The organism is Mycobacterium timonense (genome assembly GCF_025821985.1).
Taxonomy (GTDB): Bacteria; Actinomycetota; Actinomycetes; order Mycobacteriales; family Mycobacteriaceae; genus Mycobacterium; species Mycobacterium avium.
Map to the genome: position 1 here is coordinate 57,619 of NZ_JACKSY010000018.1, position 14,879 is coordinate 72,497.

Below are 14,879 nucleotides of genomic sequence, written 5' to 3' on the forward strand. Positions count from 1 at the left end.
CCGTGGCAACCACTTGGATTCTGTCCAAAGGTTTGGCCGCTGTCGTCACGGCATCGGTTGCCGCGCTCGGGCTGTGCCCGGGCGCGGCAGCCGACCCGGCGGCGGCGCCCCAGCCGGCACCACCACCCAACGCCGCCCCGCAATTGCCGGGCCTGCCCGCCTTGTCGCAGCTCAGCCCGCTGATCCAGCAAGCGGCCACCGACCCGCAGCAAGCCACCCAGCTGCTGATGGCCGCCGCGCAAGCCTTCAGTCACAACCCGACCGCGCCCACCGAGTCGAAGAACGTGGCCGCGGCGGTGAACCAGTTCGTCGCCGAGCCCGGCTCGCCGGTGCCCAACGGCGTGACCCCGCCGGACGGCGCGCCGGTCCAGCACGTGCCGGCAACCGGCATCGAACCCGGTCTGCAGGCTCACCTGCCGACCGGCATCGACCCGGCGCACGCGGCCGGCCCGGCACCCGCCGCCGCTGCGCCGTCGGCTCCGGCACCCGCCGCCACCCCGCCGTCGGCTCCGGCACCCGCCGCCACCCCGCCGTCCGCTCCGGCACCCGCCGCGGCTCCCGCGCCCGGGCCGGTTCAGCCGGCCACCGTCCCGGCCGCCGCACCGGTTCCGCCGCCACCGGCGCCGGCCGCCGCGGCCCCGGCAACCCCGGGCGCACCCGACGCCGCGCCGGCCCCCGCGGCGGCGCCCGGGTTCGGCGCCGACGCGCCGCCCACGCAGGACTTCATGTATCCCTCGATCGGCACCAACTGCCTGGCCGACGGCAGCAGCGCCATCGCCACCGCGCTCTCGGTGGCGGGGCCGGCCAAGATCCCCGCCCCCGGCCCGGGCCCCGGCCAGACCGCCTACGTGTTCACGGCGGTCGGCACGCCCGGGCCCGCCGAGGAGCAGAAGCTGCCGTTGAACGTCACCTGGGTCAACCTGACCACCGGCAAATCCGGAACCGTCGCGCTGAAACCGCGGCCGGACATCAACCCGGACGGGCCCACGACGTTGAGCGCGATCGCCGACACCGGCTCGGGCAGCATCATGTCGACGATCTTCGGGCAGGTCACCACCAAGGAACGGCAGTGCCAGTTCATGCCCACCATCGGCTCCACGGTGGTGCCGTAACGGCGTCACCGCTGCACCGCCCGCGAACGCGCGCGTCCCGGCCCGGGGCGGGCGCGTTCGCGCTCAGTAGGCCATGAACAAGATGGCGTCGCGGTCGTATTCGAGGCCAGGATGAACGCTGGCGAGGTGAGCCTGGGTCAATTCCACCAGCTCGTCCTCGTCCTTGCCGACGATGGCTTCGCCGCACGGACACGTTATGTGTGTCTTCACGTTGTCGCCCTTCCCTTCCGTGCACTCACTACTTGGCCGCCTTGGCCGCCGCCTTCATCTGCTTCTTGTAGGACCGCACCTGCCCGAGCGACCGGGCGTCGACGATGTCGGCGACAGACAGGTAGGTGCCGGCTTTGCCGAACTCGCCGGCGGCTTCCCGCCAGCCGGGCGGCGTCACCCCGTACTGCTTGCCCAGCAGCGCCAGGAAGATCCGCGCCTTCTGCTCGCCGAAGCCGGGCAGCCCCTTGAGCCGGCGCAGCAGCTCCTTGCCGTCGGGCTCACCGGCGGTCCACAGCGCGGCGGCATCGCCGTCGTAGCGGTCCACCAGCAGCTGCGCCAGGGCCTGGATGCGCTTGGCCATCGACCCCGGAAACCGGTGTATGGCAGGCCTTTCCGAACACAGTGCGGCGAACTTGTCCGGGTCGTAGTCGGCGATCGTCGCGGCGTCCAGCCGGCCCATCCGGTCGGCGATCTTCTTGGGGCCGGCGAAGGCGGTCTCGATCGGCACCTGCTGATCGAGCAGCATGCCGACCAGCAACGCGAACGGGTTCTCGTCCAGCAGGGCGTCGGCGGCCGGCTCTTGGACAAGCTGCAGTTTCGGCACGCAGACAGTCTAGAACCGCGCCCCGGGCCCCGCGTCCAGGGCGTTCACGCCGCGGACCGCACGCTCGGCGCGGCGGAATCCCCACCGCGCCGGCCGTCTCGTACAGAGCGATCATCAGCGCCGAAACACGTTGGCGCACAACATGATCGGCTATAGAAGCATCAGCCGCTCTTGCGGCGGAATTCCCGGCGGCTCTCCACCGGACCGTGCGCCCGCGACTGCTTGCCGGCGCCGTCCTTGTGATCGGAGCCGCCGGTGGATTTCGCCATCTTGCGGTCCAGGGCTTCCCGGAATCTGCGCTTGGTGTCGTCGTCGGACTTCGACGATCCGGCGCCGCCCGAAGACTTCGACGACGTTGAACCCTGCCGGGCACTCGATGCAGCCATAGCGGCAGCCTAGCCCCGGACCACCCGGCGGGCAGGGCGGGACAGCGTGACGGCGCGGCTAGCGCATCCCGGGCGGCATGCCGTAGACGTGCGAGATCGGCAGTGTCAGCAACACCCGCCGATCGGTGACCATCGCCTGCCGGTACTCATCCCAGTCCGGATGTTCACCAGCGATGTTGCGGTACAACGCAATCAGCCCCTGCACGGTGTCGTCGTCGGGCGCGGCCGCCGGCGGGGTGAGTTCCGCGGTGCCCTCGGCCACGGCATAGGACCATCCGTCGTCGGCGTCGACCAGGATCGATGCCCGCGGGTCCCGGCGCAGGTTGCGGGTCTTGGCGCGCGGCTCGGTGATCGACACCTGGATCACCAGGCTGCGCGGGTCGAAGTGGTACTGCACATTCGACAGCTGCGGTCGCCCGTCGCGTTTGATGGTGGCCAGCACCCCGAGAGAATTTCCACTGATGACGGCCAACAGTTTGTCGTCGAAGACTTGGCGTCCCATGCCGAAAGCCTACGTCGCACGCGACCGGCGGCCCCCGATGGTCGTCACCGGGCCGAGCTGGTGGAATCGGGGCATGACCGAATACGCGGCGTTTCTGCGGGGCGTCAACGTCGGCGGCGTCAATCTCAAGATGGCCGACGTGAAAAAGGCCCTGACCGACGCCGGCTTCACTGCGGTGCGGACCGTCCTGGCCAGCGGCAACGTCCTGCTGCAGTCGAAGGCCGGCGCGGCGGCGGTGCGCGCGAAGGCCGAAGCCGCGTTGCGCGAACGGTTCGGCTACGACGCCTGGGTGCTGGTCTATGACCTCGACACCGTGCGCCGGGTGGTCGACGGCTATCCGTTCGAGCGCGAGGTCGACGGCTACCAGTCCTATGTCACGTTCGTGGCCGACGCCGCCGTGCTGGACGAACTCGCCGCCCTGCCGGCCGGGCCCGACGAGAGGATCCGCCGCGGCCCCGATCCGCTTGGCGTGCTCTACTGGCAGGTGCCCAAGGGCAGCACCCTGGACAGCACCATCGGCAAGACGATGGGCAAGCCGCGGTACAAGTCGTCGACCACCACCCGCAATCTGCGCACCCTGGTCAAGGTGTTGAGCTAGCCGTCGCAAAACCCCACGGCGGCAAGGTTTTTCAGCCCCCGTCCGGGCTTCTCACTCGTCGGGCACCGATTCGATATAGCGCACGGCGTCCGCCTTGTCCAACCCCAGGCCGCGTGCCACCCGGACGTACTCGCGGGCCGCGGCCGCCATCGCGGCGTCGGTGGGGTCGTAGCGGGCGACGAAAGTGCCGAAGCGGCCCCGGGTTTCGATGATGGCGGCCGATTCCAGCTCGCGGTAGGCGCGGGCCACGGTGTTGACGGCGACGCCGAGCTGGCCGGCCAGCTCCCGCACGGTGGGCAACCGGGTGCCGGGTGGCAGCGCGCCCTCGCGCACCCCCTCGATCACCTGCGTCCTGAGCTGGTCGAAAAGCGGCTTGCCCGCCTTCATGTCGACCCGCAACCGGTCACCCAGCTCCACTCGTTCAGTATCGCTCAGCCGCGGCTATCTTGGTGGGATGCGCATAGCGGTGCTCAGCGGCGCGGGCATCTCCGCGGAGAGCGGGGTGCCGACCTTTCGCGACGACAAGAACGGACTGTGGGCCCGCTTCGACCCCTACGAGCTGTCCAGCACCCAGGGGTGGCGCGACAACCCGCAGCGCGTCTGGGGCTGGTATCTGTGGCGTCACTACCTGGTGGCCGACGTCGCGCCGAACGCGGGTCATCGCGCGATCGCCGCCTGGCAAGACCACGCCGAGGTCAGCGTCATCACCCAGAACGTCGACGACCTGCACGAGCGGGCCGGTAGCCGGCCCGTGCACCACCTGCACGGCAGCCTGTTCCAATTCCGTTGCGCCCGTTGCGCAAAGCCCTACACCGGCGAGCTGCCGGCGATGGCCGAACCGGCGCTGGAGGTGCAACCCCCGGTGTGCGGATGCGGCGGCCTGATCAGGCCCGACATCGTGTGGTTCGGCGAACAGCTGCCCGACGAGCCGTGGCGGCGTGCCGTCGAGGCGACCGAGTCCGCCGACGTGATGGTGGTGGTGGGCACCTCGGCGATCGTGTATCCGGCGGCCGGGCTGGCCGAGCTGGCGTTGTCCCGCGGCGCCGCCGTCGTCGAGGTCAATCCCGAGGTCACGCCGCTGTCGGCCAGCGCCACGCTCAGCATCCGGGAGACGGCCAGCCAGGCCTTGCCCAGGCTGCTGCAGCGGTTGCCGGCGCTGCTCAACTGAGCGCGGACTAGGCGGGCCGGTGCGCGCGGCCCAGCAACAGCTCCGACACCGGCATCGGCGACCAGGCCGGCAACGTCCACTCCCGCCGCGACGCGTCGACGTCGAACCCCGCCTCGACGATCGAGCGTTCGGTGTCGCGATGGGTGTGGCAGTTACCGAACAGCCGCGGCCACAACGTCGCATCGACGAAACGCTGAAAGCGACCCCGCGCGCCGGCACTGGCGATGTGCTCGAGGTAGCGCAGCTGCCCGCCCGGGCGCAGCAACGAATACAGGCGCCGCAACACGTTCTGAGGGTCGCGCACCGAACACAACACCAGCGAGCACACCACCGCGTCGAACGGCTCGTCGCCGCCGACCGCTTCGGCCGTCTCGCCGGTCACCACGACCCGAACCGGCACCACCTGCGCCGCCGCGCGGGCCCGGTCGGCCAGCCGCGGCTCGGGCTCCACCGCGATCACCTCGTCGACCGTCTCCGGGTAGAGCGGAAAGTTGGTCCCGATGCCCGCGCCGACCTCCAGCACCCGGCCGGTCAGGCCGGCCACGTTCTCCCGGCGAAGGGCCCGCACCGCCGCCGTCTCGTGCGTGGCGACGACCGGCCAGATGCGCGCGAAGAACGGGTTGTCGACGACCACCGTTGTCATGCCTGTGTGCACCTTCCGCCTCGAATGAGCCTCAGAATAGGGTCCGACCGCCACACTCGACGGGCGGTTGGCCGAACGGCCGTCAACCGATGTTGGGCACCGGTTCGGCGACCGCGCCGCCGGGCAATCCGACGGATCCGACGGGTCCGAGGGCAGGCTCGGCGAGGCGGGGTTCTTCGTCGGCCGCCTCGCTGATGCCGAACCGGTCGTGCAGCCACGCCAGCGGCTTGGGCGCCCACCAGTTCCACCGGCCCATCACATGCATGAACGCCGGCACCACCACCATCCGCACCAGGGTGGCGTCGGCGAACACGGCAAGCGTCAGGCCCAGGCCGAACATCCGCATGAACGAGACGTGGGCGGCGATCAGGGCGGCGAACGACATCGACATCACCAGCGCGGCCGCGGTGATGACCCGGCCGGTGCGGGCGACGCCCAGCGCCACGCTCTCGTCGTTGGCGGCGTGCGCCCGCTTCGGGGTCGGCCGGGCCGGCCGGGCGGCGCCGGAGGCCAGCCAGTACTCGCGGATCCGGGACAGCAGGAACACCTCGTAGTCCATCGACAACCCGAACGCGATGCAGAACAGCAGCACCGGCATGTTGGCCACCAGCGTCCCGCTCGGCGTGGTTCCCAGCGCGCCGAGGTGGCCGTCCTGGAAGATCCACACCAGCGCGCCGAACGCCGCGGTCAACGACAGGAAATTGCACGCGAGCGCCTTGGCCGGCAGCAGCACGCTGCCGGTGAGCAGGAACAGCAACACGAAGGTGATCGCCGCCATCAATCCCAGCACCAGCGGCAGCCGGTCCGTCACCGCGTCGACGCTGTCCCGGTTGACCTGCGCGACCCCGCCCATCTCGACCGACCGGCCGGCCGGTCCGGGTACCTCGTGCAACCGCTTGAGCTGGACGTCGTTCGCCGTGGAGAACAGCGGCGCGGTGCTGCTCACGGTCAGAAACGCGCTGCCGTCGCCCAGCCCGGTGGCCCCGGCCGGTGGGCCCACCCGGGTGCCGCCGGTGAACGTGCCGCCCGGGGCCGACACCGCCGACACGTCGGGCACCCGGGACAGCGCGGCGGCGTAGTCGTCCAGGTCGGCCGGGCTCAGGCCGGCGGCGTCGGGGATGACGACGGGCACCGAGGTCGCCGAGTCGTGGGCGAAGCCGCTGCGCAGCCGGTCACCGACCTGATGCGCCGATGCCGACCGGGGCAGCACCCGGTCGTCCGGGAACCCCCACTTGACCGAGAAGAACGGCAGCCCGAGCAGCAGCAACAGCCCGACGACGATCAGGCCGACGGGCGCCCAGCGGCGCATCACGAACTTGCTGGACCGGTACCAGAACAGCTGCTCGACGGGTTTGCGCACCGGTTGGGCGCGCCGCAACGCCCGCCGCAGCAGCCGGCGCACGTCCAGCGCGTCCAGCCGGTCGCCGAGCAGCACGATCGCGGCCGGGGTGATCACGATCGAGGCGGTCGCCACGAACGCGACGGTGGCCACGCCGGCATAGGCGAACGACTTGAGGAAGTACATCGGGAAGGCCACCGTCGCCGACATCGACAACGCCACGGTGACCGCTGAGAACAGCACGGTGCGGCCCGAGGTGGCCATGGTCCGGATCAGCGCCTGGTCCCGGTCGTGCCCCTCGGCCAGCTCGTCGCGGTAGCGGCTGACGATCAGCAGGGTGTAGTCGATGGCCAGCGCCAGGCCCAGGGCGGTGCTGAGGTTGAGCGCGAAGATCGACACCTCGGTGGTGAAGGTGATCAGGCGCAGCACCGACATGGAACCGACGACGGCCAGCGCACCCAGCGCCATCGGCAGTGCCGCGGCCAGCAGCCCGCCGAATACCCAGATCAGCACCAGGAAGCTCAGCGGCAGCGCGATCATCTCCATCACCAGCAGGTCGGCCTGGTTCTGGGTGTTGATCTGGGCGTACTGCATGGCCGCGCCGCCGGCGCGGACGGTGACGCCGTCGCGGTCGTGGACGAATTGGTCGGCCAGGGTTTGGGCGTTGTTCTGCACGAAGTTCTCGCCGCCCTTGAGGTTGACCACGATGAGCCCGGACTTGCCGTCGCGGCTCACCAGGTCCGCCGAGGCCTGCGGCGGCGCGGTCCAGGGCGAGGACACGTTGTACACCAGCGGGGAGCGCTGCAACTGCTCGACCAGCTCGGTGCCCACCCTGCGGGCCGGGTCGCTGTTGCTGCCGCCGGGGGCGGTGACCAGGATCAGCATCTGCTGGCCGCTCTGGCCGAACTTGTCGGTCAGCACCCCGATGGCCCGGGCCGACTCGGAGTCGGGGTCCTGGAACCCGCCGGGTGACAGGCTCTTGGCGACCGGGATGCCGAAGACGGCGGCGGCCAGGAAGACCAGCACGCCCAGTGCGATGATCCGACGCGGGGCCGCGATGGCGACTCGGGCGATTTTCTGCAGCATTGTGAGCCCTTCCGCTGCCGGTGCGCCCCATTGCGCTGGCCGCTGGATTGTCCGCGACAACCTAACAAACGCTAATTTTCACGCGTCCAACAGTGTTCTCTTTAGAGACGCAGCCGGGCGGTGTCACCGTTCAACGGCGGCTTTCAAACCTGTTCGACAGTAAGAGTCCGCTCAGAAAAATATGCGGCAATTAAGCAGCTCACGGCGCATTTTGCGGCGCTGACGGCGGCGAACCTACCCGGAAGTAAATTGCCAACGTTTTCCGAATCGTGACTCAAGGATTCCTTAATGGTGGCCCATACGCTCAGTGTCATGTGGATCGACGACACAAGTGCCGACGTCATCAAGGTTGACTTCGAGGCCCTCTACCACGGCGACGTGCTGGTGGAAGGCGAGACCTCGGAGCAGTTCGACGAACTGCAAGCAGCGAGCTGAGCCCGACCATGAGCATGCTCGCACGGCTGTTAATGGCCGAACCCGCTGTCAGTCGATGGTTCCGCAAGTAACCATTGTTCTCCCGAATGGGCCCCCGCGGATGCGGGGGCCCATTCGTTTGCGTAGCGGTGTGGCTCAGCGGGGCGCCATGCGAATGGCGCCGTCCAAGCGGATGACCTCGCCGTTGAGCATCGGGTTCTCGACGATGTGCACGGCCAGGGCGCCGTACTCGTCGGGATCGCCCAGCCGGGCCGGGTGCGGCACCTGCTTGCCCAGCGAGGCCTGCGCCTCCTCGGGCAGCGAGCCCAGCAGCGGGGTCTTGAACAGCCCCGGCGCGATGGTCACCACCCGGATGAGCTCGCGGGCCAGGTCGCGGGCGATGGGCAGCGTCATGCCCACCACGCCGCCCTTGGACGCCGAGTAGGCGGCCTGGCCGATCTGGCCCTCGAACGCCGCGACCGAGGCGGTGTTGATGATGACGCCGCGCTCCGGGCTTGTTCCGGGCCCGATCGGCTCGGTCTTGGCGATCCGCTCGGCGGCCAGCCGCAGCACGTTGAAGGTGCCGATCAGGTTCACCCCGACCACCTTCTTGAACGCGTCCAGCGGGAACGGGCCGTCCTTGGACAGCGTCTTGATGGCGTTGCCGATGCCGGCGCAGTTGACGTTGATGCGCAGCGGTCCCATTGACTCCGCGGTGTCCAGCGCCTTGCCGACGGCGGCCTCGTCGGTGACGTCGGCCTGCACGAACCGCGCCCGGTCCCCCAGCTCGCGAACCGCGTCTTCGCCGCGCAGGTCGATGACCACCACCTGCGCGCCGCGGTCGAGCAGGCGTTTGGTGGTGGCCAGACCCAGACCGGAGGCACCCCCGGTGACGACGGCGACGGCGTCCTTGATCTCCATGCGAGTCCTTCCTGAATTCCCTTCGAATCCCGAGCCCTAGCCAGCCAACTGGTTGGTCGGGACTATACCCACTCGTCGAGTATGGCCGTCGCGTCGGTCACCGGCGCCGCGGGGCGCGGCGTCTCCGGGGCGGTGCGGGAGAACCGCGGCGCCGGCAGCGGCTGCAGTCCCCCGTCCACCTCGTAGAAGGTGTTGCGCTCGGTGATGTGCGGCTCGGTCTGCACCTCGCCGAAGGCCAGCACCGGCGTCACGCAGGCGTCGGAGTCGGCGAACACCTTGGCCCAGTGGTCGCGGTCGCGGCTGGCGAACTTCTCGGTCAGCGCGGCGCGCAGCTCGGGCCAGCGGCTGACGTCGTTCTGCCCGGGCAGGTCGGCACCGTCCAGGCCCAGCCCGGCCAGCATCGCCGCGTAGAACTGCGGCTCGATGGCGCCGACCGCGACGTAGCGCCCGTCGGCGCACTCGTAGGTGTCGTAGTAGGGCGCGCCGCCGTCGAGCAGGTTGGTGCCGCGCGCGTCGGTCCACATCCCCGAGGCCCGCATCTGCCACATCATCTGGACCAGCACGCTGGAGCCGTCCACCATGGCGGCGTCGACCACCTGGCCCTTGCCGGAGCTCTGCCGCTCCCACAGTGCGGACAGGATGCCGAGCAGCAGGAACATCGAGCCGCCGCCGAAATCGCCGACCAGGTTCAGCGGCGGAACGGGGCGTTCGTTCGCCCGGCCGATGGCGTGCAGGATGCCGTTCAGCGAGATGTAGTTGATGTCGTGGCCGGCCTGCTGGCTGCGCGGGCCGGTCTGCCCCCAGCCGGTCATCCGGGCATAGATCAGCCGGTCGTTGACCTTGGCGCAGTCCTGCGGGCCCAGGCCGAGCCGCTCGGTGACGCCCGGGCGGTAGCCCTCGATCAGCACGTCGGCCTTGGCGACCAGTTTGAGCACCAGCTCGCGCCCCTGGTCGGATTTCAGGTCGGCGGTGACGATGCGGCGATTGCGGCTCATGGCGTCCTTGACGACACCGCCGGGGGCGCCGGATGGCCGGTCGATGCGCACCACGTCGGCGCCCAGGTCCCCCAGGATCATCGCGGCGTGCGGGCCCGGCCCGATGCCGGACAACTCGACAACACGCAGTCCCTGCAACGGTCCAGCCATGATCCATCGACCTTTCGTCCGCTCTGACGCCGTCGACCGTTCGCCTCTAACAACCGGTCGATCGACATCTTCGCAGCCGTGCCGAAAGCCCGCGCACCCCGGTCACTTATGGTGAGCCCATGCCTTCATCCGCGATCGCCACCCTCGCCCCCGTCGCAGGCCTCGACGTCACGCTGTCCGACGGCGTGTTCTCGGTGACCATCAACCGGCCCGACAGCCTGAATTCCCTGACCGTTCCGGTGATCACCGGGATCGCCGACGCGATGGAGTACGCCGCCACCGACCCCGAGGTCAAGGTGGTGCGGATCGGCGGGGCGGGCCGCGGCTTCAGCTCCGGGGCGGGCATCAGCGCCGACGACGTCTCCGACGGCGGCGGCGTCCCGCCGGACGAGATCATCCTCGAGATCAACCGGCTGGTGCGGGCGATCGCCGCGCTGCCCCACCCGGTGGTCGCCGTCGTGCAGGGCCCGGCGGCCGGCGTCGGCGTCTCCATCGCGTTGGCCTGCGACGTCGTATTGGCTTCGGAGAACGCGTTTTTCATGCTTGCCTTCACCAAGATCGGGTTGATGCCCGACGGCGGCGCGTCGGCGTTGGTGGCCGCCGCGGTGGGCCGGATCCGGGCCATGCAGATGGCGCTGCTGCCCGAACGGCTGCCGGCCGCCGAGGCGTTGTCCTGGGGGCTGGTCACCGCGGTCTACCCGGCCGACGAGTTCGAGGCCGAGGTGGACAAGGTGATCGCACGGTTGCTCAGCGGTCCGGCCGTCGCGTTCGCCAAGACCAAGCTGGCGATCAACGCGGCCACGCTCACCGAGCTGGACCCGGCCCTGCAGCGTGAATTCGACGGACAGTCGGTGCTGCTGAAGTCCCCCGACTTCGTCGAGGGCGCCACCGCCTTCCAGCAGCGGCGCACCCCCAACTTCACCGATCGCTGAATCCCGTTGCGCCGCAACGGCGCAACGGATTGGTCAGAGCCCGAACACGGGCGGCAGGGCCAGCACCATGATCAGGCCCCACCCGCAGTGCGTCAGCACCGGGGCCAGCACGCCGCCGCTCGCCCGGCGTTCCAGCGCGCACACCGTACCGAGGATCACCGCGGCGAATCCGAGCATCGGGTTGCCGGCGGCCATGGTCGCCGCCGTGTACAGCAGGGTCGAGATCAGCACCGGGTGATACCGGCCCAGCGCGGTGTACAGCGCGCCGCGGAAGAACAGTTCCTCGGCGATGCCGTTGATCACCGTGATGGCCACCACCAGCGGTAACCATCCGTGGTGGGCGTACAGCAGCACCCGGGTGATCAACGCGGACACGGCCGGGATTTCCCGGGCGATCAGCCCGCCCACCACGAACGCGCCGCCGAGCAACAGCCCGACGGTCGTCCCGGTGATGACGGGGCGTTGGTTGCGGCCCCGCCAGCAGATGCCGCCCAGGTGCAGCGGGCCGGAGCTCAGCGCCCCGACGGTCCACACCGCCGCCAGGCCCAGCGTCAGCCAGTAGAAGCTGGACTCGCCCGGATGGCGGCGCAACGAGTAGCCCAGCACCGCGGCCCCGAGCACCAGGGTGATCGCCACGACGACGCGTCGGCGCCGGACGATGGCCGGCGGTTCATTGTGGGGCACAGCAACATTGGTGATGGCGCGGCGCAGCTCGGCGAAGACGCTGGTGTGGTACGGGCTCGTTGACTGGCTCATGCGGGACGCACCTTCGGGGTCAGAGCGATCAGGATGTCGAGGCCGGTGCGAACCGCTCCGGCCACCGGACCGGGGACCTTGTTCACCAGCCCCAGGGTCGGCCGTGCGATGGCGGGGGTGACCCGCCCGGCGAGCTGGCGGATGCGCCGCGCGTCGCCGCCGGCCCACCCGGGATCGGTGTCGGCGAGGTGGTGCGGATCGGCCAGCGCGTTGACCGGCCGGGGCCGCCGGTACGACCGGTCGTCCAGCGCCCGGGCGATGGCGTCGTCAACGCCGAGCAGCCCGCCGGGCGGGTCGGGGACCCGCTGCCGCAGATCGCTGCCGGAGGCCACCATCGGGTGGTCCAGCGACTCGACCAGGTCGCCGGCCAGCCCCGGCGGCACCGGCAGCGCGACGCCGGTGACCAGTGACGCCAGCCCGGTGTCCACCCGACCCACCGGCAGCCCGGTATGCCACCGGCCGGACAGCCGCGCGTAGGTCTTGAGCAGCCGCCGGTAGGACGTGGTGTCGGGGCCGGCGATGTCGTAGGCGCCGGCGGGCACCAGGTCACGGTCGGCGGCGGCGAGCAGGTAGTGCAGCACGTCGCGGATGGAGATGGGGTCGATGGGGTTGTCCATCCAGCTCGGTATCGGCATGAGCGGGAAGCGATCTCCCACATACCGCATCATCTCGAACGACGTGGAGCCGGCGCCGATGATCATCGCCGCGCCCAGCCACACCAGCTCCGGGCCGTCCGGCACCGCGAGCGCCTCGGCCACCTCGGCCCGGCTGGTCAGATGCTCGGACAGCACCTCCCCGGCGGGCACGAAGCCGCCCAGGTAGACGATGCGCCGCACCCCGGCGTCCTTGGCCGCGGCGGCGAGGTTGGCGGCCGCGGCCTTGTCGGCGTCCCGGAAACCGGGCTGGCCGATGGCGTGCACCAGGTAATACACCACCTCGACCGGGCCGCATCCTGCGAACGCCGACCGCAGCGACGCCGGATCGGCCGCGTCGAGAGGCACCGGGGTGATCTCGTCGAACCAGCCGAAACGCTTGAGCCGCAACGGGTTTCGGGTCGCGGCCAAGACGTCGTGCCCACCCGCCAGCAGCGCCGTGACCAGCCGCGATCCCACGTAGCCGGTGGCGCCGGTGACCAGAACCCGCATAACCCCCGACCCTAGCCCAGCCCGGCGGCGGGCCGGAGTTCCCACCGCGTACGGAGGCGGGGTTCCCACCGCGTACGTAGGCGGAGTTCCCACCGCGCGCGTAGGCGGGGTTCCCACCGCGCGCGTAGGCGGGGTTCCCACCGCGTCCGTAACGCCAGGGCGGTTTTCGGGTCGAATTCCCGCCGTGGCGTTACGGGCGCGGCGAGGCGAGGCGCGTTTGAACCATCGGCGCGGCCCCGTCGTCACCGGTACATGGATCAAAGGGGGAGCCGCGATTTCGTCGGCACGAGCACAGTTTCAGGGGACATCGTGGGGGAAAGTCCGTCGATCACCGGTGTTGCGGTCAAGTTTCCGCCCAACCGCTACGCGCAGAGCGAAGCCATCCGGGCGCTGACCGACATTGCCGGCCCGGAGTTTCGGCGTTTCGCGCACAGCAGCGGAGTCGAGTTCCGCAACACCGCGTTGCGGCTGCCGCGCTACCGCGAGCTGAGCGGCTTCAGCGAGGCCAACGACGCCTACCTCGAGGTCGCACTCGACCTCGGCGAGCAGGCGCTGGTGGCGGCGCTGGACCGGGCCAAGGTCAAGCCGTCGGAGGTCGACATCGTCTTCTCGACGACGGTCACCGGGCTGGCCGTACCGACGTTGGAGGCGCGGCTGGCCACGCGGGTGGGGCTGCGGCCGGATGTCAAGCGCGTCCCGCTGTTCGGCCTGGGCTGCGTGGCCGGTGCGGCCGGAGTGGCGCGCATGCACGACTACCTGCGCGCATTCCCCGACCAGACGGCCGCGCTGCTGGCGGTCGAACTGTGCTCGCTGACCATCCAGCGGCACGACACCTCGATCGCCAACCTGGTCGCCACCAGCCTTTTCGGCGACGGTGCGGCCGCGGTGATCACCGAGGGCGCCCGTCGGGCCGGCGCCGAACACACCGGCCCGCGCATCCTGGCGACCCGCAGCCGTATCTATCCCGACACCGAGGAAGTCATGGGCTGGAAGATCGGCGGCGACGGGTTCCGGATCGTGTTGTCCGCCGACGTCGCCAACATCGCCGAGAAGTACCTGGGCGAGGACGTCCGTGACTTCCTCGCCGACCACGGGTTGGCGCCTCGCGACGTGACGACGTGGGTGTGCCACCCGGGCGGGCCCCGGGTGATCGAGGCCGTCGAGAGCGTCTTGGACCTGCCCGCCGACGCGCTCGACCACACGCGAAACTCGTTGCGCGAGAACGGGAATCTGTCCTCGGTATCGGTGCTGGACGTGCTCGCGGCCAACCTGGCCGATCCGCCGGCCCCCGGCTCGATCGGCCTGATGATCGCGATGGGCCCGGCGTTCTGCTCCGAGCTGGTGCTGCTGGCCTTCTAGGACTGGTAAAGACTGTAGCCATGTATTACCTGCTGGTGCTGGCGGTCGGGCTGGAGCGGATCGCCGAGCTGCTGGTGTCCACCCGGAACGCGCGCTGGTCGTTTACCCAGGGCGGCAAGGAGTTTGGCCGCTCCCACTACCCGGTAATGGTGTTCATCCACACCGCGCTGCTGGCCGGCTGCCTGGTGGAACCGTGGGCGCTGCACCGGCCGTTCCTCGGCTGGCTGGGCTGGCCGATGCTGGCGGTGGTGGCGGCCAGCCAGGGGCTGCGCTGGTGGTGCATCACCACCTTGGGCCGACGGTGGAACACCCGGGTCATCGTGTTGCCGCAGGCCCCGCTGGTGCACGACGGTCCCTACCGTTGGCTGCACCATCCGAACTATGTTGCAGTGGTGGCCGAAGGGTTGGCGTTGCCGTTGGTACACACGGCGTGGCTCACCGCGGCGGTGTTCACGCTGGCCAACGCCGCGCTGCTGAGAGTGCGTCTGCGGGTGGAGAATTCGGCCTTGGGTTACACGTGAACGACCGCGCCGGCGACGATGCGAAGCGATGCGAGAAG

The 14,879-nt window shown here is 70.2% G+C and carries 18 protein-coding genes; 7 read left to right on the forward strand and 11 right to left on the reverse strand.

Features of this window, described 5'->3' with window-relative positions:
* Positions 1-2 precede the first annotated feature (2 nt).
* Positions 3-1,112: an Rv1157c family protein gene (locus tag H7I87_RS05415; protein WP_062891135.1), complete on the forward strand. Its 1,110-nt coding sequence runs from the start codon at positions 3-5 to the stop codon at positions 1,110-1,112.
* A gap of 63 nt (positions 1,113-1,175) precedes the next feature.
* On the opposite strand, the gene H7I87_RS05420 is transcribed toward H7I87_RS05415, so the two are convergent.
* From H7I87_RS05420 to H7I87_RS05435, 4 genes are all read right to left on the reverse strand, one after another.
* Entirely contained in the window at positions 1,176-1,322 is a 147-nt protein-coding gene (locus H7I87_RS05420) for a hypothetical protein (RefSeq protein ID WP_003875447.1), read from the reverse strand.
* A 28-nt stretch (positions 1,323-1,350) separates the two neighbouring features.
* The gene (locus tag H7I87_RS05425; protein WP_023861250.1) at positions 1,351-1,926 is read right to left on the reverse strand and encodes an HhH-GPD-type base excision DNA repair protein; all 576 of its coding nucleotides are present in this window, start codon (positions 1,924-1,926) and stop codon (positions 1,351-1,353) included.
* A gap of 161 nt (positions 1,927-2,087) precedes the next feature.
* On the reverse strand, positions 2,088-2,312 hold the full coding sequence (locus H7I87_RS05430; RefSeq protein ID WP_033726658.1) for a DUF5302 domain-containing protein: 225 nt from the start codon (positions 2,310-2,312) through the stop codon (positions 2,088-2,090).
* A gap of 58 nt (positions 2,313-2,370) precedes the next feature.
* Positions 2,371-2,814 carry a PPOX class F420-dependent oxidoreductase gene (locus H7I87_RS05435; RefSeq protein WP_003875444.1) on the reverse strand — a complete coding sequence of 148 codons (444 nt, stop codon included), beginning with the start codon at positions 2,812-2,814 and terminating at the stop codon, positions 2,371-2,373.
* Positions 2,815-2,887: 73 nt separating this feature from the next.
* Here H7I87_RS05435 and H7I87_RS05440 point away from each other — a divergent pair, with 73 nt between their 5' ends.
* Positions 2,888-3,412, forward strand: a complete 525-nt coding sequence (locus H7I87_RS05440; protein ID WP_085978475.1) for a DUF1697 domain-containing protein — start codon at positions 2,888-2,890, stop codon at positions 3,410-3,412.
* A gap of 51 nt (positions 3,413-3,463) precedes the next feature.
* Here the strand turns inward: H7I87_RS05440 and H7I87_RS05445 are convergent, their stop codons facing one another.
* Positions 3,464-3,829 (reverse strand): Rv1152 family transcriptional regulator, encoded by a 366-nt coding sequence (locus H7I87_RS05445; RefSeq protein ID WP_023861247.1) that lies wholly within the window; start codon positions 3,827-3,829, stop codon positions 3,464-3,466.
* Between the two features lie 37 nt (positions 3,830-3,866).
* On the opposite strand from H7I87_RS05445, the gene H7I87_RS05450 reads away from it, so the two are divergent.
* Positions 3,867-4,580: an NAD-dependent deacylase gene (locus tag H7I87_RS05450; RefSeq protein ID WP_023861246.1), complete on the forward strand. Its 714-nt coding sequence runs from the start codon at positions 3,867-3,869 to the stop codon at positions 4,578-4,580.
* Positions 4,581-4,587: 7 nt separating this feature from the next.
* On the opposite strand, the gene H7I87_RS05455 is transcribed toward H7I87_RS05450, so the two are convergent.
* Positions 4,588-5,223: a class I SAM-dependent methyltransferase gene (locus tag H7I87_RS05455; protein WP_009975471.1), complete on the reverse strand. Its 636-nt coding sequence runs from the start codon at positions 5,221-5,223 to the stop codon at positions 4,588-4,590.
* An 82-nt stretch (positions 5,224-5,305) separates the two neighbouring features.
* Positions 5,306-7,648, reverse strand: a complete 2,343-nt coding sequence (locus tag H7I87_RS05460) for an MMPL family transporter (protein WP_023861244.1) — start codon at positions 7,646-7,648, stop codon at positions 5,306-5,308.
* A 312-nt stretch (positions 7,649-7,960) separates the two neighbouring features.
* Here H7I87_RS05460 and H7I87_RS05465 point away from each other — a divergent pair, with 312 nt between their 5' ends.
* Positions 7,961-8,083, forward strand: coding sequence for a hypothetical protein (locus tag H7I87_RS05465; RefSeq protein WP_003878506.1), 123 nt, complete (start codon positions 7,961-7,963; stop codon positions 8,081-8,083).
* 135 nt (positions 8,084-8,218) lie between these two features.
* Here the strand turns inward: H7I87_RS05465 and H7I87_RS05470 are convergent, their stop codons facing one another.
* Entirely contained in the window at positions 8,219-8,983 is a 765-nt protein-coding gene (locus tag H7I87_RS05470) for a 3-hydroxyacyl-CoA dehydrogenase (protein WP_003878507.1), read from the reverse strand.
* Positions 8,984-9,045: 62 nt separating this feature from the next.
* Positions 9,046-10,128 (reverse strand): CaiB/BaiF CoA transferase family protein, encoded by a 1,083-nt coding sequence (locus H7I87_RS05475; protein WP_009975464.1) that lies wholly within the window; start codon positions 10,126-10,128, stop codon positions 9,046-9,048.
* A 119-nt stretch (positions 10,129-10,247) separates the two neighbouring features.
* On the opposite strand from H7I87_RS05475, the gene H7I87_RS05480 reads away from it, so the two are divergent.
* Positions 10,248-11,060 (forward strand): enoyl-CoA hydratase, encoded by an 813-nt coding sequence (locus tag H7I87_RS05480; protein ID WP_009975462.1) that lies wholly within the window; start codon positions 10,248-10,250, stop codon positions 11,058-11,060.
* 33 nt (positions 11,061-11,093) lie between these two features.
* On the opposite strand, the gene H7I87_RS05485 is transcribed toward H7I87_RS05480, so the two are convergent.
* Both H7I87_RS05485 and H7I87_RS05490 read right to left on the reverse strand, forming a co-directional pair.
* The gene (locus H7I87_RS05485; protein ID WP_011724051.1) at positions 11,094-11,816 is read right to left on the reverse strand and encodes a CPBP family intramembrane glutamic endopeptidase; all 723 of its coding nucleotides are present in this window, start codon (positions 11,814-11,816) and stop codon (positions 11,094-11,096) included.
* Positions 11,813-12,961 carry an NAD(P)H-binding protein gene (locus tag H7I87_RS05490; RefSeq protein WP_011724050.1) on the reverse strand — a complete coding sequence of 383 codons (1,149 nt, stop codon included), beginning with the start codon at positions 12,959-12,961 and terminating at the stop codon, positions 11,813-11,815. The genes H7I87_RS05485 and H7I87_RS05490 overlap by 4 nt, the downstream gene beginning before the upstream one ends.
* A 309-nt stretch (positions 12,962-13,270) precedes the next feature.
* On the opposite strand from H7I87_RS05490, the gene H7I87_RS05495 reads away from it, so the two are divergent.
* On the forward strand, positions 13,271-14,320 hold the full coding sequence (locus H7I87_RS05495; RefSeq protein ID WP_023863475.1) for a type III polyketide synthase: 1,050 nt from the start codon (positions 13,271-13,273) through the stop codon (positions 14,318-14,320).
* A gap of 20 nt (positions 14,321-14,340) precedes the next feature.
* Positions 14,341-14,841, forward strand: a complete 501-nt coding sequence (locus tag H7I87_RS05500) for an isoprenylcysteine carboxyl methyltransferase family protein (RefSeq protein WP_033726656.1) — start codon at positions 14,341-14,343, stop codon at positions 14,839-14,841.
* Positions 14,842-14,879 lie beyond the last annotated feature (38 nt).